This is a genomic window from Variovorax paradoxus, from assembly GCF_000834655.1.
Classification (GTDB): domain Bacteria; phylum Pseudomonadota; class Gammaproteobacteria; order Burkholderiales; family Burkholderiaceae_C; genus Variovorax; species Variovorax paradoxus_F.
On the sequence record NZ_JXQQ01000043.1, the window covers coordinates 1 to 25,120 of the forward strand.

The 25,120-nt window shown below is 66.7% G+C and carries 19 protein-coding genes; 10 read left to right on the forward strand and 9 right to left on the reverse strand.

Annotated elements, in window-relative coordinates; genetic code table 11:
• The 7 genes from RT97_RS32570 to RT97_RS18095 all read right to left on the reverse strand — a co-directional run.
• Window positions 1–334 (reverse strand): DUF3304 domain-containing protein (locus tag RT97_RS32570; protein ID WP_216595180.1); only part of this gene is annotated, 334 nt, incomplete at its 3' end.
• 95 nt (window positions 335–429) lie between these two features.
• The gene (locus RT97_RS32575) at window positions 430–963 is read right to left on the reverse strand and encodes a DUF3304 domain-containing protein (RefSeq protein WP_172672222.1); all 534 of its coding nucleotides are present in this window, start codon (window positions 961–963) and stop codon (window positions 430–432) included.
• On the reverse strand, window positions 960–1,349 hold the full coding sequence (locus RT97_RS33470) for a hypothetical protein (protein ID WP_042580190.1): 390 nt from the start codon (window positions 1,347–1,349) through the stop codon (window positions 960–962). The genes RT97_RS32575 and RT97_RS33470 overlap by 4 nt, the downstream gene beginning before the upstream one ends.
• Window positions 1,350–1,362: 13 nt before the next feature.
• A complete protein-coding gene (locus RT97_RS18080; protein WP_052810696.1) occupies window positions 1,363–2,238 on the reverse strand; it encodes a DUF4123 domain-containing protein in 876 nt (291 codons plus the stop codon).
• Window positions 2,239–2,241: 3 nt separating this feature from the next.
• Window positions 2,242–4,797, reverse strand: a complete 2,556-nt coding sequence (locus RT97_RS18085) for a type VI secretion system Vgr family protein (protein ID WP_042580191.1) — start codon at window positions 4,795–4,797, stop codon at window positions 2,242–2,244.
• Window positions 4,798–5,056: 259 nt separating this feature from the next.
• The gene (locus RT97_RS18090; RefSeq protein WP_042580192.1) at window positions 5,057–6,178 is read right to left on the reverse strand and encodes an NADH:flavin oxidoreductase/NADH oxidase; all 1,122 of its coding nucleotides are present in this window, start codon (window positions 6,176–6,178) and stop codon (window positions 5,057–5,059) included.
• 4 nt (window positions 6,179–6,182) lie between these two features.
• Window positions 6,183–7,166 carry a DMT family transporter gene (locus tag RT97_RS18095; RefSeq protein ID WP_042580193.1) on the reverse strand — a complete coding sequence of 328 codons (984 nt, stop codon included), beginning with the start codon at window positions 7,164–7,166 and terminating at the stop codon, window positions 6,183–6,185.
• A 133-nt stretch (window positions 7,167–7,299) separates the two neighbouring features.
• Between RT97_RS18095 and RT97_RS18100 the strand changes: the two genes are divergently transcribed.
• The 4 genes from RT97_RS18100 to RT97_RS18115 all read left to right on the forward strand — a co-directional run bounded on the left by RT97_RS18100 (window position 7,300) and on the right by RT97_RS18115 (window position 15,137).
• The gene (locus RT97_RS18100) at window positions 7,300–8,178 is read left to right on the forward strand and encodes a LysR family transcriptional regulator (protein ID WP_042580194.1); all 879 of its coding nucleotides are present in this window, start codon (window positions 7,300–7,302) and stop codon (window positions 8,176–8,178) included.
• A gap of 139 nt (window positions 8,179–8,317) precedes the next feature.
• The gene (locus RT97_RS18105) at window positions 8,318–13,093 is read left to right on the forward strand and encodes a CapA family protein (protein WP_042580195.1); all 4,776 of its coding nucleotides are present in this window, start codon (window positions 8,318–8,320) and stop codon (window positions 13,091–13,093) included.
• Window positions 13,094–13,107: 14 nt separating this feature from the next.
• The gene (locus RT97_RS18110; protein WP_042580251.1) at window positions 13,108–14,049 is read left to right on the forward strand and encodes an alpha/beta hydrolase family protein; all 942 of its coding nucleotides are present in this window, start codon (window positions 13,108–13,110) and stop codon (window positions 14,047–14,049) included.
• The gene (locus tag RT97_RS18115; RefSeq protein ID WP_042580196.1) at window positions 14,046–15,137 is read left to right on the forward strand and encodes an aldose epimerase family protein; all 1,092 of its coding nucleotides are present in this window, start codon (window positions 14,046–14,048) and stop codon (window positions 15,135–15,137) included. Before RT97_RS18110 ends, RT97_RS18115 begins: the two co-directional genes overlap by 4 nt.
• A gap of 318 nt (window positions 15,138–15,455) precedes the next feature.
• On the opposite strand, the gene RT97_RS18120 is transcribed toward RT97_RS18115, so the two are convergent.
• Window positions 15,456–16,376 carry an SMP-30/gluconolactonase/LRE family protein gene (locus RT97_RS18120; protein ID WP_080898352.1) on the reverse strand — a complete coding sequence of 307 codons (921 nt, stop codon included), beginning with the start codon at window positions 16,374–16,376 and terminating at the stop codon, window positions 15,456–15,458.
• Between the two features lie 130 nt (window positions 16,377–16,506).
• On the opposite strand from RT97_RS18120, the gene RT97_RS18125 reads away from it, so the two are divergent.
• On the forward strand, window positions 16,507–17,280 hold the full coding sequence (locus RT97_RS18125) for an SDR family NAD(P)-dependent oxidoreductase (protein WP_042580198.1): 774 nt from the start codon (window positions 16,507–16,509) through the stop codon (window positions 17,278–17,280).
• A gap of 122 nt (window positions 17,281–17,402) precedes the next feature.
• On the opposite strand, the gene RT97_RS18130 is transcribed toward RT97_RS18125, so the two are convergent.
• Window positions 17,403–18,362, reverse strand: coding sequence for a LysR family transcriptional regulator (locus RT97_RS18130; protein ID WP_042580199.1), 960 nt, complete (start codon window positions 18,360–18,362; stop codon window positions 17,403–17,405).
• Window positions 18,363–18,503: 141 nt separating this feature from the next.
• Between RT97_RS18130 and RT97_RS18135 the strand changes: the two genes are divergently transcribed.
• The 5 genes from RT97_RS18135 (at window position 18,504) to mmsB (ending at window position 25,119) form a co-directional block, all read left to right on the forward strand.
• A complete protein-coding gene (locus RT97_RS18135; RefSeq protein ID WP_042580200.1) occupies window positions 18,504–19,958 on the forward strand; it encodes an aldehyde dehydrogenase family protein in 1,455 nt (484 codons plus the stop codon).
• Window positions 19,959–20,182: 224 nt separating this feature from the next.
• A complete protein-coding gene (locus RT97_RS18140) occupies window positions 20,183–21,148 on the forward strand; it encodes an ABC transporter substrate-binding protein (protein WP_042580201.1) in 966 nt (321 codons plus the stop codon).
• A gap of 143 nt (window positions 21,149–21,291) precedes the next feature.
• Window positions 21,292–22,362 carry a multiple monosaccharide ABC transporter substrate-binding protein gene (gene chvE, locus RT97_RS18145; RefSeq protein WP_042580202.1) on the forward strand — a complete coding sequence of 357 codons (1,071 nt, stop codon included), beginning with the start codon at window positions 21,292–21,294 and terminating at the stop codon, window positions 22,360–22,362.
• Between the two features lie 35 nt (window positions 22,363–22,397).
• Complete coding sequence (gene mmsA, locus RT97_RS18150) at window positions 22,398–23,924, forward strand: multiple monosaccharide ABC transporter ATP-binding protein (RefSeq protein ID WP_042580252.1); 1,527 nt, start codon at window positions 22,398–22,400, stop codon at window positions 23,922–23,924.
• On the forward strand, window positions 23,911–25,119 hold the full coding sequence (gene mmsB / locus RT97_RS18155) for a multiple monosaccharide ABC transporter permease (RefSeq protein WP_042580203.1): 1,209 nt from the start codon (window positions 23,911–23,913) through the stop codon (window positions 25,117–25,119). Before mmsA ends, mmsB begins: the two co-directional genes overlap by 14 nt.
• The last annotated feature ends 1 nt before the right edge of the window (window position 25,120 follow it).

The following is a 25,120-nucleotide window of genomic DNA, read 5'->3' on the forward strand; positions in this document are numbered from 1 at the left end:
GCGGCGGAGGGGGTGTTCGAGGGTCTCCGACCTTGACGTCGTAGAACCAGCTGACCTTGGCCTTCATGCCAGGATGCCATTGCCTGGGAAATGACATGCAGCAGGAGAATTTCCCACCGCCGCTCTCGGCTTGAATGCCGGGCCCCCCAGCGCCATTGACTGTGAATCCGGCAATGCTCCACCCACCCGATATAGGCATGTGGTTGTAGCCGGTGACATCCCCAGCCAGCATGTCGTTATCGTTGCAGGCGCCCAGCATGATCGCTACCGCCCCGATGCAGGCGAGCTGCCAGAGGCGATGCGGCACAGGGCGGCGTGTGGTGATTGATTTCAATGGATTTCCTCCCGGTGTTTTTAATGCTGTCGTCATGGGCAACGGACTGAGTCCCGAGCTGTGCGCGTCCGGCTTCCTCCAGCGCATGCGCAAGGTCATTCATCAACAATGTCCGTGCGCGTGACCCAGGGTTTCGTGTCGTCTTTGCTCATCGGATAGCGAGGATGTTCGATCGCATACCTGCTTATCACCACCTTGATGCGGTGATCCGAATAGAAATGCACGTTGACTGCGCCCGCCGTCTTGGGCGTGTATTCAGGGACTTCGGCTTCCGCTTCTTGGGGCGGGGGAGGCGTAGCCTCGGGGTCGCTGGCCTTGTGGTTGTAGAACCATCTGACTTTGACTTTCATCCCGGGGCGCCAGTGCTTTGGGAACGACATGCAGCAGGAGAATTTCCCGCCGCCGCTTTCGGGTTGAATATTTGGCCCTCCTGCACCATCGACCGTGAAACCCCCAATGCTCCAACCGGAGTCAGGCATGTGGTTGTAGCCGGTGACATCCCCAGCCAGCATGTCGTTGTTGTCGCAAGCAGTCAGAACGACGGCAGCTACCGAGACACCCAGCGCGCGCCAGACGGCGCGCGAAATGCGCGAATGCTTCGAGGTGCTTGCAAGGGCGATCGCTTTCATGATGCCGCGCTCTGGCGTTGTTTCGTACGCCTTTTCTTCGAGATTCCCATGCTGCAAAGAATCGAACCCGCCGCCATGCTGAGGGTGGTGCAGATGATCCAGGGATTCGTAGGAGAAGCAGTGAGCACCTCGTGCCAAAGACTGACGGCCATTGCCCAGAACTCCGAGGCGTCTTCGGCCATGAAGAAGCTTCTTCGGAACAAGAAAGACCAGAAAAGGATGGGCACGCACAGCAAGGTCAATCCAAGACGCAAGATCCTGGTTTTGACCCCGATCCATCCCAGCAAGAGGTAACCGATCGAATAGACGAGCGGAACGAAGATGAACAAGCCATGGCGTTGCCAGAAATACAGAAGCAACGATAGAAAAACGACGAGATATTCCATGCTTTGCAGACGTTCAAAGGATGTTGTGATTCAGCAATGCTTCGCGCAGATTGCCCGGTTGCCACGCCTTGGTGAGCAGCAGTTCCTCCAGCTTGGGGTTGTGATGAATCTTTCCGCTGGTCAGCAACTCGGCCGTGACCAGTGACACCTTGTCAGTCCAGTTTTCGATGCCGTGCCTCTCGATCAAGCCGAATGTTTTTTTCTTGATGTAGCCGTGCAGGTTGCCGTGCGCCATGGTGGGCGCGAATATTTCAGGCATCTGATCGGCCAGCAGGTCGAGTGCGGCATCGGGTTCGCAGGCTCTCACCATGGCGTCCAGCTGTGCTTGGCTCAGATGCAAGGCCGTCGGCGCAGCGGCTTCCGAGGGCTCGGGCAAACGAGCGGCGACCATGGCGCCCTCTCGTGCCACATAGAACCAATGGGCAAGCGGCGCCGCAATGGCCGCCCACTGCGCAGGCGCCAGGATGTCGGGCAGCAAGGGCAGCGTGCGGGTGTCGGCAAAGCGAAGCAGGAGGCGCTGGTTGTCGTTCGTGTGCACGCGATGCAAGGGCAGCCAGCGCTTGCCGAGAGCCCGCGCCGGAATACGGCTTGCCATCACGCTGAGCATCGGTCGTCCGCTGCAGTGGGCAAGCAGCCGCGCGATCTGCCGGTGGCTTTTTTCGAACGGGTCCAGTTCGATCAACCACGGCGCTGCGCCCGCCAGGTCGTTGAGCGGGTATTCCGCCGCGTAGCAATTGAGCCCTTTGTAGAGGGTTCCGACGGCGTTGCTGCCGTGGTCGAACGCGCTGTCGATCAGCGCTATCCAATGGAGACCGGGTTCGGCAGCGAACGCATCGGCCAGGTGCTTTTCAGCCGTTCTCAGGTCGGTGGGATCTTGTGCAAAGTACACGGCTCATTCCCCGACCGCTGCAACCGGGCTGCCGGACTTGAGCGCCTTGAGCACACAGTCCTCGCACAGCGTCGTCGGGAATTTGATCGTTGGTAGCGGCAATTCCTTCTGCGGCTGGAGGCTGTGACTGCCTGCGTATTCGCGCCACAGGCCGGTGGTTCCATGCTCGATGTGGGCCTTTTTCCATAGGCTGTAACTGGTGCCGCCGTTGATGGTCACGATCTCGTCGGCGTCCAGCGTGATCTTGTTGGCCCTCAACGTGATGTCCTTCCTGGCCAGCATGTGGATGCTTTTTCGCAGTGCCGTGATGTCGATGTCGTCCTGCGCTGCAACGATCTTGATCAGGCCCTTGAAGGCAAACAGGCGAACGGCTTGCGCGGCACTGACCAGGAAGCTTTTTTGGGATGAGATGCTGGTGTGGCTGCCGCTGGTCAGCGCAATGTGCTCACCGCTGGCAAGGTGCGTCGAGTGCGGCGTGGCGGTTGCAATGCCAACTGGACTGGCGAGCACGAGATGAGGCGCCAGGAACTCGCGAAATTCACCCTGGGCACGATCGCCGCCGTGGCCCTTGATCTCATCGCCTTGTTTCTTCAGTGCCAGGGCAACTTCGTCCTGGTCGCCCGGGACGTGCGCGTCGGCCCTCATTGCCGCCGTGGCCAGGCTGTCGTGCTGGTCCTGGCCTTGCGACAAACGGTCTGCAGTCTCGGCGCTGTCGAGCGCATGTGATCGCGCGTTGGGGCGGGGCTCGGTGGTGAGCAAGAGCCCGTTGCCTGCGCGCACCGCACCATGCCCGTCCGTGCGCAGCTCGAAGCCCTGGCCGCGCGGGTCTTTGCGCCCGGCGTTGTCTTCGATGCGTGTGATGTGGCCGAGCGAGAGCTGGCTGTGCTGGTGGTCGGACTTCACCTGCGCCTGGATCCTGCCGTCGGTATCGTCGAAAGCCAGATGGTTGGAGCGACCTGCGGCACTGTTGCCGCCTTCCTTGGTCAACTCGCGACTGCGAAAACCGGAGATTGCCGACTGATTGGGCAATACCCAGGGTGGAAGGTTCGACTGGTTGTGGACACGCCCGGTGCAGATCGGCAGATCGGGATCGCCGCCAAAGAAGTCGACGATGACTTCCTGACCGATGCGCGGAATATGGATACCGCCCAACTGGTTGCCGGCCCACGGGGAGCTCACGCGAAGCCAGCAGGTGCTGTGCTGATTCTTCAGGCCGATGCGGTCCCAGTGAAACTGGACCTTGATGCGCCCCAATTCGTCGGTCCAGAGGTTCTGCCCCTCGGGGCCAACCACCAGCGCGGACTGAGGGCCTCCCGTTTGGGGCTTCGCACGCGTGGAAGGCGGGCGCAAGGGCTGGGCGACCGGATGAGCGGTGAAGTCCACCAGGACTTGCCACTGCTGGCGGCGTGCGCGCGCCGCATCCCCGTTCTGGCTGTCCTGTGCGACGTTCTCGATGACGAAATGTGTGTCGAGGATGAGGTACTCGGCGTTCGCCTTCTTTCGAGGATGCTTTTGCAACTCGAAGATGCAGCCGGGCCGCATGCCTCGCAGATTGCCGCTGGCCTGGGCCCGGTCGCCGTGGGTGCGAAGGGCCTGCATTCGCAACAGCGCCAGCAGTCTGCCTTCGTCATGAGGATCGTTGGGCTGCGCCCGACCGGCGCGGGGTTGGGCGTAGTGGCTGCCCCCGTCGGCGGCGTGCCACTGGTAGACCTCCGCACCGGATTGCCCTGTCTGCCGGGGATCCTTGCGAACGACGCTCAGGTCGGCACGTGGGCGGGTGTAGTCGTGGTCGCGGGTCGAATACTGGCCGCTCGTGAGGTGCGCATGAGGAACGAAGCTGCTGATGTATTCGGCATCGACCTTCCATCCGGGCGCGTGGTATTGGACTTGCCGGTACGCCGCACTATCGGCAGGCTTGTAGGCCCCCATGGCATCGCTCAGGACCAGGCGATGCTTGCCTTCGTCGTGCTCGAAGTGATAGCTCAGTCCCCACTCTTCGCACATTCGGCTGAAGAAATCGAAGTCCGTCTCGTTGAACTGCGTTTGGAAATCGCGTACCGGGTACGTGTCGAAAAGGCGCTTGTCGACCGGGAATGCGTAGTCGGCCAGCAGCTCATCGAGAATCTCGACAACGGTCTTGTCCTGGAAGATCTTGCAATCGGTGGTGAGGGTGGCCAGGTGCAGCCAGGGCCGCAGCGTCAGCCTGTATTGGATGTGTCGGCCTTCTTCTCCCCAGACGACAGCGTCGGTGATCAGTGCGTTGATCTGGCGCACACCGGAGCCTGCGTGGTCCATGCGCAAGCCCGTGGCCCCCGGTGCGAAGGCGCCGGAACCGTCCAGTTCTATCGAGCAGTTGATTTCGCGGCCAACGAACGCATCGAGATCGAAATCGGCAGCTCCGCTGGCCCCGGGATCCAGTGCATCCGGCGTCTTGAGGAGCAACTCGTATTCGAAAAGGCAGTTCATGCCTTCGCGGCCGGCCAGCCTCACAGGTTCGAGGCTTGGCTGGTCCTGGAACAGCGGAATGGCCGCGCTGGAAATCGAGAGGGTTTGTGGCATGCGCAGAGCTTCTTTTGCGGAAGCTCAAAAGTCTGATGCACGCCGGCCACACGTACTGCGAACAATAGTGAACTGACCTCGATGTCCATCAATCAGGCCCGGCAACGCCAAAAAACTTCACGTGCGCAGACTCGCATTCGGCGAAAACTCGCTGCGAGCGGCTGGCTCATCGGCCGACATCTGCCGCGATCTGCCTGGATCGGCAGCATGGATTCCGGCAGCGCAAGAGACGCCGCAGCCAATCGTTCGACGACGATGGTTAACGCGCCCCGAACGCCGCGTTCTCGAACAGATCCTTGAACTCGCGCGGCTGCGAGCGCCAGTATTGGTGCGGCGCCTTCACCTGCGCGCCCAGCTCTGCGGCCGCGTGCCACGGCCAGCGCGGGTCGTAGAGGATCGCGCGTGCGAGCGACACCGCATCGGCCTGGCCCTTGGCGATGATTTCCTCGGCCTGGCGCGGCTCGGTGATAAGGCCCACGGCGATGACCGGCATGCCGACCTCGGACTTCACACGCTCGGCGAACGGCACCTGGTAGCCCGCGCCGAGCGCGATGGCCTGCTTCGGCGACACGCCGCCGCTGGATACGTGGATGGCTGCGCAGCCGCGCGCTTCGAGTGCCTTGGCGAAGGCGACGGTGCCTTCGAGGTCCCAGCCGTCCGGCACCCAGTCGACGGCCGACACGCGCACCCACACCGGCTTGTCGGCGGGAAAGGCTTCGCGCACCGCGTCGAACACCTCGAGCGGAAAGCGCATGCGGTTCTGGAGGCTGCCGCCGTATTCGTCGTCGCGGTGATTGGCCAGCGGCGAGAGGAACTGGTGCAGCAGGTAGCCGTGCGCCGCGTGGATCTCCAGGCCGTCGATGCCCAGCCGCGCCGCGCGCCGCGCGGTGTCGACGAAGGCTTTGCGGATGCGGGCGAGCCCTGCGGCGTCGAGTGCGAGCGGCGCGTCTTCCGTCGGCGAGTGCGGCACGGCCGAGGGTGCGCAGGCCTTCCAGCCACCGGGCTCGCCAGGCGCGATCTGCTTGCCGCCTTCCCATGGCGCGCGGCTCGATGCCTTGCGCCCCGCGTGCCCGAGCTGCATTGCGATCTTGATGGGCGAATGGGCCCGCGTCGCCGCGAGCACGCGGGCCAGGCCCTCTTCATTGGCATCGGAATAGAGCCCGAGGTCGCCGGGCGAGATGCGCCCTGCGGCCTCCACCGCCGTCGCCTCCAGGATCATCAGCCCCGCGCCCGAGAGCGCGAGGTGGCCCAGGTGGATCAGGTGCCAGTCGCCGGGCGTGCCCTCCGTGGCGGAGTACTGGCACATCGGCGCGATGACGATGCGGTTGTCCAGGCGAAGCGCGCCGAGTTGAAGGGGCGTGAAGAGTCGGGCTTGGCTCATGTTTTCATGAAGTGGCTGCACAGGTGCCGCGATTCTGGAGCGTCGGCACGGCCTCTGCCGCCAGCGCCGCAGAAGCCTTGCGGCCCGCCGCGGTATGGATCAGCAGCGCGCCGATCACCATCGCCATGCCGACCGCCTCGTTGGCCGTGGGCATCTTGCCCATCGCCATGCTCATCAGGAGCGCGGACACCGGCACGAAGTTGAAGAAGGCCGTGCCCGTCACGGCGCCGAGCTTGCTCACGCCGTAGTTGAAAGCCAGCACCGCGATGGCCGAAGACACCAGGCCCACGTAGAGCAGTGCTTCCCACGACAGGCGCAGGCCTTCCGCGCTGGGCATCTGCGAGAGCCCCAGCACGCTCGCCCCGACGGCGCCGGCCAGCAGCAGCGGCCATGCGGCCAGCACCGTGAGCGCGCTGTACTCGATCACGTCGAGCCCCGGAAAGCGCGCCGCGCCCCGCGTGTACCAGACCCAGCCCAGCGTGCCGACGAAGGCGATGGCATCGCCGAAGAGCGTCGATGCGCCCGCCGATGCGTCGCCGAACAGCAGCCCCGACACGATGGCCACGCCCAGCAGCGCCAGCGCCGAGGCCAGGAGCGTCGTGCGCGAAGGGCGCACGCCGTCGAGCGCCCAGCGCAGCAGCTGCGTGGTCATGGGCGTGGTGGCCACGATGACCGCGCCGTGCGCGGGCACAGAGTGCGCCAGGCCGACCAGCAGCATCACGCTGAAGACGCCGAAGCCCGCGAACCCGCGCAGCGCGAGCGGCCCCGCGTGCAGCCTGAGCTTGCGCCAGGGCGCCATGCCGCGCGGAAGAATGAGCAGCACGAACAGCAGCGCGGACATGCTGTAGCGGATGAGCGTGAACCACACCGGTTCGACGTGGTGCAGCACGCCCTTGCTGACGAGGAACATGCCGCCCCAGCTGGAGGTGGCGACCAGCAGCGCGGCGATGCCGAGCAGGCGTTGACGAGGGGAAAGGGAGGACGACACGGGGGAGCCTTTGCAATGAATCGATGGCTCCAAGAATCGGTGTTCGCCGCCCCGATTTCCATTCGCTTCTTTGGAGGGGGCCCTCCAAAAAAGCGAATGGCCGATCCGGGCCGAAGCGCCCACAATTTGCCCCATGGAGCTCTACCAACTCAAGACCTTTGTCGCCATCGCCAGGGAGGGCAGCCTCACCCGCGCCGCCGAGCGCGTGTTCACCAGCGCCCCGGCGGTCAGCGCGCAGCTCAAGGCACTCGAAGACGAACTGGGCGTGAAGCTTTTCGATCGCACCCCGCGCGGCATGGTGCCCACCGAAGCCGGCCACAGCCTGCTGGACGAGGCCGAGCGCACGCTGGCCTCGGCCATGCGCATGCGTTCGGCGGCCGACCAGCTGCGCGGCGCGGCGCAGGGCGTGGTGCGCTTCGGCACGGTGGTCGATCCGGTGTCGCTGAAATTGGGCGAAGTGCTGGTGACGCTGGCCGAGCGGCATCCGCAGGTCACGCTGCAGTTGAAGCAGGGGCTGTCGTTCGAGACGCTGGCCGGCGTGCAGCGCGGCGAGCTCGACTGCGCCTACGTGCTCAGCGACAGTGAGCAGGCCGAGGGGCTGGAGCTGCGGCGCCTCGGCGTCGTCGACCTGGCCGTGGTGCTGCCGTTGCCGGTGGCCCAGGCGCATCCCGATCTTTCGCTCGACGAACTGGTGAACCTGCCGTGGGTGGGCACGCCGACCTCCTGCATCCTGCGCGTGCACCTGGAGAAGCTGTTCGCGGGCGCGGGCCGCGAGTACCAGCAGGGCCGCACCGCCGACGGCGAGAGCGCGATCCGCAGCATGGTCGCCAGCGGCATGGGCGCGGGGCTGATGCGGCTCGACCAGGCCGAGCAGGGCGCACGCAACGGCGAGCTTGCGATCTGGAATGGCTGGCGGTCGCACACGTGGCTGTGCTGGATCGCGCCGGGTGACGGCAAGCGGACTGTGTCGGTCGATGCGGTGCGCGGCACGGTGATGGAAGCCTGGGCCTGAACTCCTTCGATTGCGCGGCCCTGGACCCGGGTGCCTGAGCAGCACCTGAACAACACGTACACCGCGTTCGGGCAGGGCGCCGGATCATGGATCGCCGGGATGGCAGGGCGCGCCTTGGCCTGTCATCATTCGCGCTGGAATGACGCACGACCCCCAACCCCTCGCCGATCTGTTGAACCGCGCCAGGCTCGCCCTGGCGGATGCCGCAGGCGCACTACCTGCGGCATCGCCCGCGACCGCGGAGGCGGGGTGCGTGGTGTTCATTGCCATGGGCGAAGGCGAGAGCCGCGCCCGCGTCGTGGCCGGACGCGGACCCGACATCGAGGCTGCGTGGCAACGCGCCGCCGATGCAGCGGCCGTCCAGGCCCAGCGCGGCGACCGGCTCCCCGAGCGCCTGCGCGCGGAAATCGTCGACACCGTCACGGCCATGAGCTGGGGCGCGCTGAAAGCGAAGTTGGCGCAAACCAAGCGCAACTATTTCAACCAGGGCATCGCCTTCGACGCGCACTTCAAGCACGCGATGCTCGCGCAGGAGATGCAGGGCGCGGCGGTGCTCTACAGCGGCGAGGTCGAGCACGCGCTGCCCAACCCCGCCAACCTGCGCCTGCATGCCAAGCGCCGGTTCGGCACCGAGATCGACTTTCCCGCGGACGATTCCGCGCCCGTGTGGTGCTTCACCACCCGCGCCGTGTACGTCGATCAAACCGGTGCATGGCCCATCACCGCCCAAGGCCAGTCCGCGGGCTACCGCCGGCTGGACCAATGGAACATGGGGCAGGTCCGCCGGATGATCGATTCGGCCAGCGACTACCTTGCCGAACAGGTCAAGCCCAGCGGCGAATTCCACTACGGCTGGTTCCCGTGCTTCGACCGCGCCATCCCGACCTACAACACCCTGCGCCACGCCAGCACCACCTACGCGATGCTCGAAGCCTGGGAGCTCACGCGCAGCGCCACGCAGAAGGCGGCCATCGACCGCTCGCTGGGCCTCCTCACGCAGCGCCTGATCCGCCAGGTGCCGCTGCCCGACGGCACGCGCGCGGCGCTGCTGGTGGACGTCGGCGACGAGGTCAAGCTCGGCGGCAACGCGGTCTGCCTGCTCGCGCTGGTGAAGTACACCGAGCTCACCGGCGACCGGCAATACCTCGCGTTGATGGAGCAGCTCGCGCTGGGCATCCGCGCCATGCAGGACCCGGCGAGCGGGCGTTTCGTGCACGTGCTCAATTTCCCCAAGCTCGACATCAAGGATGCGTTCCGCGTCATCTACTACGACGGTGAGGCGGCCTTCGGCCTGATGCGCCTCTATGGGCTCACGCGCGACGAGCGCTGGCTCGCGGTGGTGGAGAAAGCCTTCGACCATTTCATCGCCGCCAAACACTGGCAGGCGCACGACCACTGGCTGAGCTACTGCGTCAACGAACTCACCCGCTACCGGCCCGAGACGCGCTACTACCAGTTCGGGCTGCAGAACGTGGCGGGGTACCTGGACTTCGTGCTGGAGCGCATCACCACCTTCCCGACGCTGCTGGAGCTGATGATGGCCGCGCGCGAAATGGTGCTGCGCATCGAGGCCGATCCGGCGCTGCGGCCGCTGCTCGATGGCCTCGATCGCGAGAAGTTCGACCGCGCGCTGGAGCACCGTGCGCGGTACCTGGCCAACGGCCACTTCTGGCCGGAGCTTGCGATGTTCTTTCGCAACCCGGACCGCGTGGCGGGGTCGTTCTTCATCAAGCACCACAGCTTCCGGGTGCGCATCGACGACGTGGAGCACTACCTCTCTGGGTATGTGGCGTACCACCGGATGCTGCAGAAGCGCGAGGCGGAGCAGGCGGAAGCCGGCGCCGCGGAAACGGCCGCCGCATCGGGGCCACGGGGCGTCGTGGCCTTCGGCGGCGACGTCAACCTGGGCCGGCGCCAGCACTACCGGATGGCCGAACTGGGCGGTCCGCAGGCGATGCTCGGCAACATCGCCGCGCTGCGCGATGCGGACCTGCGCATCGTCAACCTCGAATGCGTGGTCGCGACCACGGGCGAGCAGGGCGTCGACAAGGACGAGACCGGCGCCTACTACTACCGCGCGCGCCCCGAGATGATCGACGTGCTGACGGCCGCGCGCATCGACCTGGCGAGCACCGCCAACAACCACAGCGGCGACTACGGCCCGCAGGCCCTCTTGGAACAGAAGACGCTGCTGGACGCCGCCGGCATCGGCTCGGCGGGCACCGGCCCCGACCTCGAAGCAGCGCTGCAGCCGGCGATGGCCCGCGCCGGCGAGGTGCGCGTGGCGCTGTTCTCGCTCGATGCCACGCAGCCGAAGTTCGCGGCCACGGCCTGGCACCCGGGCGGCGCCTACCTGTCGCTGGCCGACCCCGCCGAATGGACCGCGACGCTCGCGCCGCGCATCGCGCGCGCCCGCGCAGAGGTCGACGTGGTGCTGGTGGCGGTGCACTGGGGCGACAACCTGGAGACCGTGCCCTCGCGCGCCGAGATCGCCGTGGGCCACGCGATCATCGATGCGGGCGCCGACGCCATCCTCGGCACCTCCGCGCATGTGCTGCAGGGAATCGAGATCTACCGGGGGCGGCCGATCATCCACGACGCGGGCGACCTGCTGTTCGATGCGATGCGCGGCGATGCGTGGAGCGCGGGCATCTTCTCGCTCACGCTTCATCCGCACGGCGTCGAGCGCGTGCAGTTCACGCCCATCCGCGTGGACTTCGGTTTCTCGGCGCAGTACGAAGGCGATCGCGCGCGCGCCGCAAGCGAACACTTCGCCGCCCAATGCCACGCGCTGGGCACGCAGGTCTTTCCGACGCCGGAAGGGGGCTGCGTGCTGCACCTGGCGCCACCCGCGCGGGAGGTGCTGCCGCAACAGCCGTTGCAACCGCAGCAATCGGCCAAGGCCGAAGCGGCGGTGGCCCGCCCCGCCTCACCGCCCGTGCGCACCGCCAGGCCCGGCTGGGTCGTCGATGCCGTGCCCTTGGATGCGGCCATGCCGCCGCTGAAGATCGGGCCGCTCCTTCTCGTGGGCATGCGCTGCACGCCCAACCAGGTGTTCGGCCGCCAGCTCTTGTGGGTCGAGTCGTTCTGGACGGTCGATGCGCCGGTCGAGGCGGACCTGCGGCTGCAGTTCCGCGCGCTCCCCATGCGCAGCAAGACCATGCCGGCCTGGGGCGAGGGCATGGACCACGACCCCTGCGACTGGATGTGGCCGACCAGCCGCTGGACGCCCGGGCGCATCTACCGCGACCGCTACGGCCTGCGCCCGCCGCTCGCGCGCCAGATGGAGAGCGACGTGCTGCAGCTCGAGGTGCGCCTGCGCGGCGCGCCCGGGCTGCCCGCGGCACGGCGTCTGCCCGTGTGGTGCGGGCTTCGCATGCCCGGCGCGCCGGCGCCGCTGCCCGAGACCCGCGCACCGGTGCTGTCGGTCGACCTGCCGGGTGCGAGCCGCGAACCCGGGCCGGTGTGGACGGCCGGGCAACTCGCGCAGATCACCGGCGGGCAATGGCTGGTGCCGCCGCCCGCGGGCTGGTCGGTGCAGTCGGTGGTGCGCCTTCCGATGCACCTGGAGGTGCGGCCGGGGCCGGCGCTGTTCGTGGCATCGGACTACCGCACCCTGGCCGCGCACGAGAACTTCAGCCGCGCGCCCGAAGACTGGGACCAGCACGACGACCTGCGGCGCCTGCACACCCGGTGCGCGGGCGCGATCGTGCAGCACGCGGTCGACGGACTGCCGCCGGACTTTCCGCTGCTGCAGGTGCCCGACCCGATCCGCGCGCTGCTCTCGCTCGGCGCGGCCGCGCGGGCGCGCTACAAGGGGCTGGTGGTGGGCGTGACCGGCACGGTGGGCAAGTCGTCCACCGTCGCGATGGTGCGCGACCTGCTGCCGCCGGGCGCGCGCGTGCTCACCACGGTGGAAAACAACAACTCGCGCGTCGGCGTGCCCGGCGCGATGGCGAGCCTGGGCCCCGACGTGGACGTGTGCATCCTCGAGATGGCGCAGAGCGCGCTGTGGATGGACCGCGGGCCGATCTCGCTGGAGGCGCGCCCGCACGTGGCGATCCTCACCGAGGTCGGGCTCTCGCAGACCACCAAGACCGACACGCTGGAGAAGACCGCCGAGTACAAGTCGCGCGCCTTCCTCGGGCTGGAGCCCGGCGGCATCGCCGTCGTCAGCGCGCACATTCCCTACCTCGCGAAGGTAGTGAAGGCCGCGATGCGCACGGCCGCGAAGGTGTGGACCGTGGGCACCGGGCCGAACGACAGCATCCGCCTGCTCGATGCGCGCCCCGAGTCCTCGGGCTGCCGCGTGCGGCTCTCGTTCAAGGGGCGCATCCACGAATACCTGTTCCCGGTCGCCAGCATCGGCCTCGTGCGCAACTCGGCGCTGGCGTTCGCCGCGATCGTGGCGATGGGCTTCGATGCCGAGGAGGCCAGCGCGCGCATGCCCGATGTGCGGCTGCCCGCCTCGGTGATGCAGGTGGAGCCGCTGCGCACCCGCAGCGGCGCGCTGGTCACGCTGGTCGACGACAGCTGGAACGCCGAGGTCATGTCGATGCGCAACGCAATGGGCTTCGTGCGCAGCTACCGCGCACCCGGCAACGCGCCGGTCGCGCGCAAGGTCGGCGTGCTCGGGCGCATCGTCAACCTGGGCGAACAGGCCGAGGCGATGCACCGCGGGCTGGCCGAGCCGCTGCTGGCCTCGGGCATCGCGCATGTGGTGACGCACGGCGACGAGATGCGCTGGCTGCGCGAGGAAGTGCCCACCGGCCTGCTCGGTCCGCATTTCGACAACGCAGCCGACGTGGCCCAGTACCTGGGCGAGTACCTGCGCGACGGCGACCTGGTACTGGTGAAGGGCGACCGCGACCGCTCCGACTTCGGAACCATTTCCGCGTTGCTCAGGAAGCTGTGACGACGCTGCCCTTCATGTCCCTCGTGCCCGTCTTGCGGTGGCATCGGCATCTCGCGTTCGTGCTGCTTGCGCTGATGCAGGCGGCCTGCGCACAGCGCGCGCCCGCGGTGCCAGTCGACGATGCCGTGCTGCACTGGAACCAGCCGGCCGTGCGCGCCAGCTGCCCCGACCGCCGCGGCTACCTCTGGGTGCAGGCGGTCGAAGGCCCGGCCTGCATCCGCTACTTCGCGAGCGACGAGATCGACGGCGCGCGCGTGGCCATCGTGCAGTTCTCCGGCGACCGCGACGGCGTGATGGACCAGCCGCCCACGCGCATTCCCGGGAACACCGAGGCGCTGCGCACGCTCGATGCGCAGCGCAGCCGCGACCGCGCGGGTGTGCCGTGGATCTTCATGGCGCGGCCCGGCACCTACGGTTCGTCGGGCGACCACCGAAGGCGCCGCGAGCCCGTGGAGTTCCACGCGCTCGATGCGGCGCTCGATGCGCTCATGCAGCGCCACCAGCTGCAGCGCATCGTGATCCTGGGCCACAGCGGCGGCGCGACCGCCGGCGCCGCGCTGCTCACCATGGGCCGCACGCGCGTGGCCTGCGCGGTGCTGACCTCGGGCGCCTACGGGCTGCTCGAGCGCGCGCGCATGCTCGGCATGTCGAAGGACGGCCGCACCGACACCACCGGCAGCACGCAGTTCTACGATCCGCTGGACCACGTGAACGGCATCGTGCGCGACCCGGCGCGGCGCATCGTGCTGATCGGCAACCGCGACGACAGGAACACGCCCTTCGCCCTGCAGCAGCGCTTCGGCGATGCGGTGGCGAAGGCGGGGCACCGCATCGAGGTGAAGACCCACGCGGCCGAGCCACCCACCTACCACGACCTCACGGAACGCATCGGCCTGCACACCGCATCGGCGTGCGCGCGCGAAGCGCTGTTTCCGCCAACCCCTGGAGCCGAATGAGCAGCAGCATCTCCTCACGTGAATACGGCCGCATGCCCGATGGGCGCGCGGTGACCGAATACACCCTCGACAACGGCCGCGGCCTGCGGCTTGCCGCCATCAACCACGGCGGCATCGTCACCGCGCTGCACGTGCCCGACCGGCACGGGCACGGCGCGAACATCGTGCTGGGCCTGCCGTCGCTGGGCGACTACCTCCAGCCGCATCCGCACTTCGGCACCATCGTCGGCCGCTATGCGAACCGCATCGCGGCAGGGCGCTTCACGCTCGAGGGCACCGCGCACCAGGTGGGCCTGAACGATGGCGCGAATTCGCTGCATGGCGGGCCGAAGGGCTTCGGCACGCGCTTCTGGGAGATCGCGCCGGTGTCAGCGGAAGGCGCGCGCGGCGACGTCGCCATCGAGCTGCGCTACACGAGCGCGGACGGCGAGGAGGGCTACCCCGGCGAAGTGCGCCTTGCGGTGCGCTACACGCTTTCGGCCACAGAGAACACCTGGCGCATCGACTACCGGGCCGAGACGGACAAGCCGACGGTGCTGAACCTGAGCCACCACGACTACTTCAACCTCGCGGGCAGCGGCGATGTGATGGACCACCGGTTGATGCTGGCCGCCAGCCGCTTCTGCCCGGTCGATGCGCAGCTGATCCCGCTCAGCACGGCCGAGGTGGATGCGACACCTTTCGATTTCCGCATGCCGACGCGCATCGGCGAACGCATCCGCGAGGGGCACGAGCAGTTGCTGCGCGCGCATGGCTATGACCACAACTGGATTCTTGACGGTGACCGCAACGGCGACGGTCTCGCGCTGGCTGCACGCGTCGAGCACGAAGCCTCCGGCCGCGTGATGGAAGTGCACACGACCGAACCTGGCGTGCAGTTCTATTCGGGCAACTTCCTCGACGGCAGCCTCATGGGCTCGCAGGGCGCGAGCCTGCGGCAGGGCGACGGCCTCTGCCTGGAGACGCAGCACTACCCGGATTCGCCGAACCAGCCGGGCTTTCCGTCGACGGTGCTGCGGCCGGGCGAGGTGTTCCGCAGCGCGACGGAACACCGGTTCAGCGTCGCTGAAGATAAAAGCTCGCGCTGAGTAGAAGCCCGTTCACGCTGAGTGGGAGCCCCGTTCATGTTGAGTGGGAAAACCGGTTCACGCTGAGTAAAAACCGGTTCACGCTGAGTAAAAACCCGTTCACGCTGAGCTTGTCGAAGCGCTGCGCAAGGCTTCGACAAGCTCAGCCCGAACGGTTAGGAGGCTCAGCCCGAACGGTTAGGAGGCTCAGCCCGAACGGTCAGGAGGCTCAGCGCGAACGGTTTAGGAGGATCAGCCCGAACGGTTAGGAGGCTCAGCGCGAACGGTTTAGGAGGCTCAGCGAGAACGGTCAGGGGCTCAGCGAGAACGGTCAGGGGCTCAGCCGGCGAACAACGCCGCCGGCACGCCGGGGCTGCCGATGCGCACGGCGAACAGGCCGCCGGCAAGGGGCTCGTCTTTCAGCTGCGCTTCGGTGCGGCCGTTGCGCGCGGTCGTGATGTAGAGCGTCTGCATGTCTGGGCCACCGAAGGCGCAGTCGGTGACATTGCTCGCGGGCAGCGCGATGCGGGCGAGTTCCGCCGCGGTCTCAGGGTCGTGGCAGGTGACGCACGCGCCGTCCCAGTGCGCGATCCAGAGGCGCCCGGCCGCGTCGGTGGTCATGCCGTCGGGTAGGCCGTCAGGCTTGGGAAAGCGGTGCCACACGCGGCGGTTCGACACGGTGCCCGCTTCCATGTCGAAGTCGTAGGCGTAGAGGTTGTTGAGCACCGTGTTGTTGAAGTACATGGTGCGGCCGTCGGCCGACCAGGTGGGCCCGTTGGTCACCTCGAAGCCGTCGTCGTGTGTCGTGCAACTGCCGTCGGCGTCGTAGCGGTAGAGCGCGCCGGTGGGCGCCTTGCAGTCGAAGTCCATGCTGCCGCCCCAGAAGCGGCCGCGGCTGTCGCACTTGCCGTCGTTGAAGCGGTTGTTCGTGCGCTCGGGTTCGGGCTGGTGCAGGTAGCGCGGCTTGGCGCCGGCGCCCGGCAGCTGCGTCGTGTCGAAGAGCGCGAAGCCGCGGCGCAGCGTGACGATCAGGCCCGGTGCGTGCGCGCGCTCCGAGATCGCGGTGATCTCCTCGTCGAACTGCCAGGCGCGCCGCGCGCCGTCGGCGGGCCGATACCAGAACAGGCGCGGCGTGAGGATGTCGATCCAGTAGAGCGCCTGTTCGCGCTGCGACCAGAGCGTGCCTTCGCCCAGGTTCGCCTCTGCGGGCCAGATGCATTCGGGGGTGCCCTCGATCGAGGGTGCGGTGTAGCTCGTCATTGTTTTCCTTGTCATGTCTCCTTGACGCGGCGGATCGTATCAAGGCATATTGATAATTGAAATCAAACAAAATGGAATAGATCGATATGCATTTTGCAATGTCACTTTCCAGCCTCACTGGAGACGCTTCTTGAATTCACCGAATCTTTCGATTCATCCGAGCCTGAAAGGCCGCACCGTGTTCGTCACCGGCGGCGGCAGCGGCATCGGGGCGGCCATCGTCGCCGCCTTTGCCGCGCAGGGCGCACGGGTGGCTTTCATCGACATCGCGGAGAGCGCCAGTGCCGCGCTTGCGCAGCAGATCGTCGCAGACGGCCACGATGCGCCCTGGTGGCGCGCCTGCGACGTGCGCGACATCGGCGCGCTGCAGGCGGCCATCGCCGATGCGGCCGCCGAGTGCGGCGACTTCGCGGTGCTGGTCAACAACGTGGCGAGCGACGACCGCCACACGCTCGAATCGGTCACGCCCGACTACTACGACAACCGCATGGCGATCAACGAGCGGCCCGCGCTGTTCGCCATTCAATCGGTGGTGCCGGGCATGAAGCGGCTGGGCTTCGGCTCGGTGGTCAACCTCGGCTCGACGGGCTGGCAGACGAAGGGCTCGGGCTACCCCTGCTATGCGATCGCGAAGTCGTCGGTGAACGGCCTCACGCGCGGGCTCGCGGTGGACCTGGGCAAAGACCGCATCCGCATCAACACCGTGTCGCCCGGCTGGGTGATGACCGAGCGGCAGGTGAAGCTGTGGCTCGACGAGGAAGGCGAGAAGGCGCTCAAGCGCAACCAGTGCCTGCCCGACAAATTGATGCCGGAAGACATCGCGCGCATGGTGCTGTTCCTCGCGTCGGACGACGCGAAGATGTGCACCGCGCAGGAGTTCACCGTCGACGCCGGCTGGACCTGAGCGCCCGAGTGCGTCCTTCTATCGGTTCGCGGCCATCGACCCGTTCGGGCTGAGCCTGTCGAAGCCTCGCGCGGCGCTTCGACAGGCTCAGCGTGAACGGCTGCGTGGCGTTCGGCCCGGCGTCAGTCCATCTCCAGCTTGCGTCCATAGACGCTCATGCTGGCGGTCTTCAGCGCCTTCATCATCACCCGCGCCGCAGGCGACAGCAGCCGGTCCGTGCGCGTGATGATGCCGAACTGGTCCATGTGGCAGGGCATCTCCAGCGGCAGCAGCGACACGATGCCGTGCGCCGCGTAATAGCGCGCCACGTCGGTCGCGAGCACGGCGACCATGTCGCTCTGCTGGAGCATGCGCGTGATGAAGAGGAGGGCCGAGCTCTCGATGGTGTTGGTGGGCGGCGCGAGGCCTTCTTCCTGGAACATCAGCTCGAAGCGATGCCTCAGCACGCTGCCCGCGGGCGGCACGATCCAGCCGGCGCCGACCACGTCGCGCAGCGTGAGCCCGCTCTCGCCGAGCATGGGGTGGCCCGGCCGCACCAGCGCGCACACCGGCTCCTCGCTCAGCGCCTCGTAGCGCAGCTGCGACTTGTCGTGCTCGGCGAAGAGCCGCGCCACGAGGATGTCGAGCTTGCCCTGCTCCAGCCGCTCGATCAGCACCGGGCTGGTTTCGATTTCCAGTGACACGCGAAGGTCGGGCTGCTCGCGCTTGACCATCGCAACGGCCGGCGGCAGCAGCGCCAGCCCCGGCGCGGTGATGGCGCCCACGCTCACCTGCCCGAAGCGGCCGGCCTTGAGCGCGGTGAGTTCGTCGTGCGCCTGGTTCAGGCTCGCGAGCGCGACGCGGGCGTGGCGGATCATGGTCTCGCCGTACCAGGTGGGCCGCATGCCGCGCGGCAGGCGGTCGAAGAGCGGGACCTCCAGCACGTCTTCCAGGTCCTTGAGCAACTTGGAGGCGGCCGGCTGCGTCATGTTGAGCACCTGCGCCGCGCGGTGGATGTTGCCTTCCTCGGCCAGCGCGACCAGCAAGAGCAGTTGCCGCGTCTTGAGCCGCGCGCGAATAAACCAGTGGTTGTAGTTGGTCATGGCCTGTAGGAACTAAGGTCTGCCCGGGTTTTCCAGAATCCGGTGATCGATATGCATTTTGTCGAAAAAACGATTGGATCGATATCAATTCTGTTCCTAGACTCTCGCCCATTCAAACAAAGAGACAAGGTCGGCGCCTTCGTGATCCACGGCGAGATCCATCAGAACGTGCGGCAGTACATCAACGGCCGCTGGGAAACCAGCGCGACCACCGGTGTGAGCGCCAATCCGTCGGACACCAGCGAGGTGGTCGCCGAGTACGCACGCGCTGACCGCCGCCAGGCCGAGGCCGCCATCCGCGCAGCCACCGAGGCCTTTCCGCACTGGAGCCACAGCACCCCGCAGCGCCGCGCCGACGTGCTCGACCGCATCGGCGCCGAGCTGATCGCGCGCAAGGACGAGCTGGGCCTCCTGCTGGCGCGCGAGGGGGGCAAGACATTGCCCGAGGCGGTGGCCGAGACGGCGCGCGCAGGGCAGGTCTTCAAGTTCTTCGCGGGCGAGGCACTGCGCGGCGGCGGCGCGGAAAACGTGGCGTCGGTGCGCGCCGGCGTGCAGGTCGACGTGACGCGCGAGCCCGTCGGCGTGGTCGGGCTCATCACGCCGTGGAACGCGCCCTTCGTGATTCCGGCCTGGAAGATCGCGCCGGCGCTGGCCCATGGCAACAGCGTGGTGTTCAAGCCGGCCGAACTGGTGCCGGCCTGCGGCGGGGCGCTGGCCGAGATCATCAGCCGCGCCGGCTTGCCGGCAGGCGCCTTCAACCTCGTGATGGGCAGCGGCCGCGAAGTGGGCCAGGCGCTGGTCGACAGCGCGCTGGTCGATGCGCTGAGCTTCACCGGCTCGGCCGCCAACGGCGAGCGCGTGCTGCAGGCGGCGGCCACGCGCCGCGCCAAGGTCCAGCTGGAGACCGGCGGCAAGAACGCGCTCGTGGTGCTGGCCGATGCGGACCTCGATCGCGCGGTCGATTGCGCGGTGCAGGGCGCCTACTTTTCCGCGGGCCAGCGCTGCACGGCATCGAGCCGGCTCATCGTGGAGGCGCCGGTGCACGATGCCTTCGTGGCCAAGCTGCGCCAGCGCCTGAAGACACTGAAGATCGGCCACGCGCTGGAGCGCGGCATCGACATCGGCCCGGTGGCCAACGAAGAACGCCTTGCGATGAACCTCGCGTGGGTCGACATCGCGCGGGAGGAAGGGGCCGAGCATGTGTGGGGCGGCGAAGCGCTGGAGCGCTCGACGCCGGGCCACTACATGAGCCCCGCGCTGTTCCTTGCGAAGCCCTCGCACCGCATCGCGCGCGAGGAGATCTTCGGGCCGCTCGCCTGCGTGCTGCGCGCCGACGACTACGACCAGGCGCTGGCGCTGTGCAACGACACGCCCTTCGGCCTCTGCGCGGGCATCTGCACCAACTCGCTCAAGCACGCGATGCATTTCAGGCGCCATGCCGTGGTCGGCATGACGATGGTCAATCTGCCGACCGCGGGGGTGGACTTCCACGTGCCCTTCGGCGGCCGCAAGGGGTCGGGCTACGGGCCGCGCGAACAAGGGCGCCACGCCGCGGAGTTCTACACGACGGTCAAGACCGGCTACATGCTGGCCTAAGAAGACTGAGAGGCAATCCGACATGACCGCTCATCCCCCGCAAACGCTCCCACTCTGCGTTGCAAATGCTCGCCATAGCCCGAGCTATGGCTGCGCTTTGCGCCTTGATTGGCAGCGTTTGCGGGGGCTGCTCGGTCACGCCGAATTGCCTCTCAGTCTCTGACCGACGGGGTTTCATTGCTTATCGACAACACAACCACAGACTCATCAAGAAGGAGACAGCCATGACCATGAATCGCCGCACCCTCAACATCGCGCTCGCCGCAGCGTCCCTGGGCAGCCTGCTGCCCGCATCCGCCTTCGCGCAGAAGAAGCTCGTGCTCGGCTTCGCGCAGGTGGGCGCCGAGAGCGAATGGCGCACCGCCAACACCGAGTCGATCAAGTCCTCGGCCAAGGAGGCGGGCATCGAGCTCAAGTTCTCCGACGCGCAGCAGAAGCAGGAAAACCAGATCAAGGCCATTCGCTCGTACATCGCGCAGAAGGTGGACGTGATCGCGTTCTCGCCGGTGGTCGAATCGGGCTGGGAGACCGTGCTGCGCGAAGCCAAGGCCGCCAAGATCCCGGTGGTGCTGACCGACCGCTCCGTCAACACCAAGGACGACACGCTCTACGTGACCTTCATGGGCTCGGACTTCACCGAGGAAGGCCGCAAGGCCGGCCGCTGGCTGGTGGAGAAGATGAAGGACCAGAAGGGCGAAGTGAACATCGTCGAGCTGCAGGGCACCGTGGGCTCGGCGCCGGCCATCGACCGCAAGAAGGGCTTCGAGGAAATCATCAAGGCCGACCCGAAGTTCAAGATCATCCGTTCGCAGACCGGCGACTTCACCCGCGCCAAGGGCAAGGAGGTGATGGAGGCGTTCCTCAAGGCCGACGGCAAGAAGATCAACGTGCTCTACGCGCACAACGACGACATGGCCATCGGCGCGATCCAGGCGATCGAAGAGGCGGGCATGAAGCCGGCCAAGGACATCACCATCATCTCGATCGACGGGGTGAAGGGCGCCTTCGAAGCCATGATCGCCGGCAAGCTCAACGTGTCGGTCGAATGCAGCCCGCTGCTCGGGCCGCAGCTCATGCAGGCGGTCAAGGACATCAAGGCCGGCAAGACGCTGCCCAAGCGCATCGTGACCGAAGAAGGCATCTTCCCGATGGAAGTGGCCGCAAAGGAATTCCCGAACCGCAAGTATTGAGTACGCCCCCAGGCTGCGCGCACTTCGTGTCGCGCGCGCCAACCCCCTCCCCGGGGGCAACACCAGCGGCCCGGCGAAGCCGGTTCCGCGGTGTTCCCTGAATCAGACAGCACCCCACAGAAAAAGACGGAGCTCATCGCACCATGAAACGCAAATTCCTCAAGGCCTCGCTCGCGGGCCTGGCCTTCGCCGTCGTCGGCTTCACGCCGCTGGCCAACGCGCAGGACAAGGGCCTGATCGCCATCTCGATGCCCACCAAGTCGTCGGCCCGCTGGATCGCCGACGGCGCGAACATGGTCAAGTACTTCAAGGACAAGGGCTACAAGACCGACCTGCAGTACGCGGACGACGACATTCCGAACCAGCTCGCGCAGATCGAGAACATGGTGACCAAGGGTTCGAAGGTGCTGGTGATCGCCGCCATCGACGGCACCACGCTCTCGGACGTGCTGCAAAAGGCTGCCGACAAGGGCGTGAAGGTCATCGCGTACGACCGGCTCATCAAGGGTTCCAAGAACGTCGACTACTACGCCACCTTCGACAACTTCCAGGTCGGCGTGCTGCAGGCGCAGTCGATCGAGGCGGCGCTGGGCTTGAAGAGCGGCAAGGGCCCGTTCAACATCGAGCTCTTCGGCGGCTCGCCCGACGACAACAACGCCTTCTTTTTCTACAACGGCGCGATGTCGGTGTTCGATCCGTACATCAAGAGCGGCAAGCTCGTGGTGCGCAGCAAGCAGATGGGCATGGACAAGGTCGGCACGCTGCGCTGGGACGGCGCGGTAGCGCAGGCGCGCATGGACAACCTGCTGTCGGCCTACTACACGAAGGACCGCGTGGATGCGGTGCTGTCGCCCTACGACGGCCTCTCGATCGGCATTCTTTCGTCGCTCAAGGGCGTGGGCTACGGCTCCGGTTCGCAGCCGATGCCCGTCGTCTCGGGCCAGGACGCCGAGGTGCCTTCGGTCAAGTCGATCCTGCGCAAGGAACAGACCTCCACCGTGTTCAAGGACACGCGCGAGCTGGCCAAGGTGACGGTCGCGATGGTCGACGCCATGCTCTCGGGCAAGACGCCCGAGGTGAACGACACCAAGACCTACAACAACGGCATCAAGGTCGTGCCCTCGTACCTGCTCAAGCCCGTGAGCGTGGACGCTTCCAACTGGAAGCAGGTGCTGGTGGACAGCGGCTACTACAAGGAAAGCCAGGTCAAGTGAGCAACGTGAGCGGAGGCGAACGCACGATCCTCGAGATGCGCGGGATCACCAAGACGTTTCCGGGCGTGAAGGCCCTGAGCAACGTCAACCTCGCCGTGCGCGCGGGGGAGATCCACGCGGTGGTCGGGGAAAACGGCGCGGGCAAGTCGACGCTCATGAAGGTATTGAGCGGCGTCTACCCGTGCGACTCGTACACCGGGGAGATCCATTTCGAGGGCGAGCTTCGCCGCTTCAAGGGCATCGCCGACAGCGAGAAGCTGGGCATCATCATCATTCACCAGGAGCTCGCGCTGGTGCCGCTGCTCTCGATTGCGGAGAACCTGTTTCTCGGCAACGAGATCGCCACCGGCGGCGTGATCGACTGGTTCGCCGCCTATGCGAAGACGCGCGAGCTGCTCGCGAAGGTGGGCCTGAAGGAACCGCCCACCACGCTGGTGACCGACCTGGGCGTCGGCAAGCAGCAACTGGTGGAAATCGCCAAGGCGCTCGCGAAAGAGGTGAAGCTGCTGATCCTGGACGAGCCCACGGCGAGTCTGAACGAGAACGACAGCGATGCGCTCCTGGCGCTGCTGCTCGAACTCAAGCGCCAGGGCATCGCCTCGATCCTCATCTCGCACAAGCTCAACGAGATCGCCAAGGTGGCCGATTCGGTTACCGTGCTGCGCGACGGCGCGACGGTGGAAACCATCGACTGCCGCAGCGAGCCGATCAGCGAAGACCGCATCATCCGCGGCATGGTCGGGCGCGACATGGAACACCGCTACCCGCAGCGCTCGCCGAAGATCGGCGAGACCGTGCTGGAAGTGCGCGACTGGCGCGTGCACCACGCGCTGCACGCCGACCGCGAGCAGATCAAGGGCGTGAACCTGCATGTGCGCCAGGGCGAGATCGTCGGCATCGCGGGCCTCATGGGCGCGGGCCGCACCGAACTGGCGATGAGCGTGTTCGGCAAGTCGTACGGCCAGCGCATCAGCGGCTCGGTGCTCATGCACGGCAAGCCCGTGGACGTGAGCACGGTGCGCAAGGCCATCGACCACGGCATCGCCTACGTCACCGAGGACCGCAAGGGGCTCGGGCTGGTGCTGGAAGAGGGCATCCGCAAGAACATCAGCCTCGCGAACCTCGATGCGATCTCCGAACGCTCGGTGATCGACGACGGCCGCGAGTTCAAGGTGGCGAACGACTACAAGAAAGCGCTGAACATCCGCTGCTCGGGCGTCGAGCAGCTGGTGGTCAACCTGTCGGGCGGCAACCAGCAGAAGGTGGTGCTGAGCAAGTGGCTCTTCACCAAGCCCGAACTGCTGATCCTGGACGAACCCACGCGCGGTATCGACGTGGGCGCCAAGTACGAGATCTACACCATCATCGACCAGCTCGCGAGCGAGGGCAAAGGCATTCTCATGATTTCTTCCGAACTGCCGGAGTTGCTCGGCATGTGCGACCGCATCTACGTGATGAACGAGGGGCGCTTCGTGGCCGAATTCACCGCGGCCGAGGCATCCCAGGAGCGCATCATGCATGCGATCGTGAGCGCAGGAAGTTCCGTCCATGTCGCAGCCTGAAGCCAACGCGGTGCAGGGCGCCGCATCCGCCGCAACACCGAAGCTCCACGTGGGCTTCCTGAAGAACAACCTGCGCGAGTACGGCATGCTGATCTCGCTGGTCGCGATCATGGTGCTGTTCCAGGTGCTGACCGACGGCACGCTCCTGCGGCCGCTGAACCTCACCAACCTGCTGCTGCAGAACAGCTACGTCGTCATCATGGCGCTGGGCATGCTGCTGGTGATCGTGGCGGGGCACATCGACCTGTCGGTGGGCTCGGTGTGCGGCTTCATCGGCGCACTCGCGGCGGTGCTGATGGTGGAGTACGAATGGCACTTCATCCCGACCGCGATCATCAGCATCGCGGCAGGCGCGGTGATCGGCGCCGCGCAGGGCTGGTTCGTCGCGTTCCGCAAGATCCCGTCGTTCATCGTCACGCTCGCGGGCATGCTGGTGTTCAAGGGGCTCACGCTGGCGCTGCTGGCGGGGCAGTCGGTGGGGCCGTTTCCGGTGGAGTTCCAGCGCCTGAGCTCGGGCTTCATTCCCGATCCGCTCGGAGGCGACACGCTGCGCACCACCTCGCTGATCGTGGGTGCGCTCGCGGCGGCGGCGCTTGTCTTCTTCAAGCTGCGCGGGCGCGCCAGGCTCAAGGCGCACGGCATGGAGCAGGAGCCCTATGCCTTCTTCTTGGTGAAGAACCTGTTCTTTGCGGCGATCATCCTTTTCTTCAGCTACCTGCTCTCCACGTACAAGGGCCTGCCCAACGTGCTGGTGGTGATGGCGGTGCTGATCGTGGTGTACGACTTCGTCACCAACCGCACGACCATCGGCCGGCGCATCTATGCGCTGGGCGGCAACGAGAAGGCGGCGCGGCTGTCGGGCGTGAAGACGCAGCGGCTCGCGTTCCTCACCTTCGTGAACATGGGCGCGCTCGCCGCACTCGCGGGCCTGGTTTTCGCCGCGCGCCTGAACACGGCCACGCCCAAGGCCGGCCTCGGCTTCGAGCTCGACGTGATCGCGGCCTGCTTCATCGGCGGTGCCTCGGCCTCGGGCGGCGTGGGCCGGGTGATGGGCGCGGTGATCGGCGCCTTCATCATGGGCGTGATGAACAACGGCATGTCGATCCTGGGGATCGGCATCGACTACCAGCAGGTCATCAAGGGCCTGGTGCTGCTGGCGGCGGTGTTCATCGACGTCTACAACAAGAACAAGTAGC

Excerpts from the sequence above, each read along its gene's own strand:
- chvE (WP_042580202.1), top strand. The coding sequence starts at position 21,292 with ATGAAACGCAAATTCCTCAAGGCCTCGCTCGCGGGCCTGGCCTTCGCC.
- RT97_RS18115 (WP_042580196.1), top strand. The coding sequence starts at position 14,046 with ATGAGCAGCAGCATCTCCTCACGTGAATACGGCCGCATGCCCGATGGG.
- RT97_RS18120 (WP_080898352.1), bottom strand. The coding sequence starts at position 16,376 with ATGACGAGCTACACCGCACCCTCGATCGAGGGCACCCCCGAATGCATC.
- RT97_RS18130 (WP_042580199.1), bottom strand. The coding sequence starts at position 18,362 with ATGACCAACTACAACCACTGGTTTATTCGCGCGCGGCTCAAGACGCGG.
- RT97_RS18110 (WP_042580251.1), top strand. The coding sequence starts at position 13,108 with ATGTCCCTCGTGCCCGTCTTGCGGTGGCATCGGCATCTCGCGTTCGTG.
- RT97_RS18105 (WP_042580195.1), top strand. The coding sequence starts at position 8,318 with ATGACGCACGACCCCCAACCCCTCGCCGATCTGTTGAACCGCGCCAGG.
- mmsB (WP_042580203.1), top strand. The coding sequence starts at position 23,911 with ATGTCGCAGCCTGAAGCCAACGCGGTGCAGGGCGCCGCATCCGCCGCA.
- RT97_RS18140 (WP_042580201.1), top strand. The coding sequence starts at position 20,183 with ATGACCATGAATCGCCGCACCCTCAACATCGCGCTCGCCGCAGCGTCC.
- RT97_RS18085 (WP_042580191.1), bottom strand. The coding sequence starts at position 4,797 with ATGCCACAAACCCTCTCGATTTCCAGCGCGGCCATTCCGCTGTTCCAG.
- mmsA (WP_042580252.1), top strand. The coding sequence starts at position 22,398 with ATGCGCGGGATCACCAAGACGTTTCCGGGCGTGAAGGCCCTGAGCAAC.
- RT97_RS18090 (WP_042580192.1), bottom strand. The coding sequence starts at position 6,178 with ATGAGCCAAGCCCGACTCTTCACGCCCCTTCAACTCGGCGCGCTTCGC.
- RT97_RS18100 (WP_042580194.1), top strand. The coding sequence starts at position 7,300 with ATGGAGCTCTACCAACTCAAGACCTTTGTCGCCATCGCCAGGGAGGGC.
- RT97_RS32575 (WP_172672222.1), bottom strand. The coding sequence starts at position 963 with ATGAAAGCGATCGCCCTTGCAAGCACCTCGAAGCATTCGCGCATTTCG.
- RT97_RS33470 (WP_042580190.1), bottom strand. The coding sequence starts at position 1,349 with ATGGAATATCTCGTCGTTTTTCTATCGTTGCTTCTGTATTTCTGGCAA.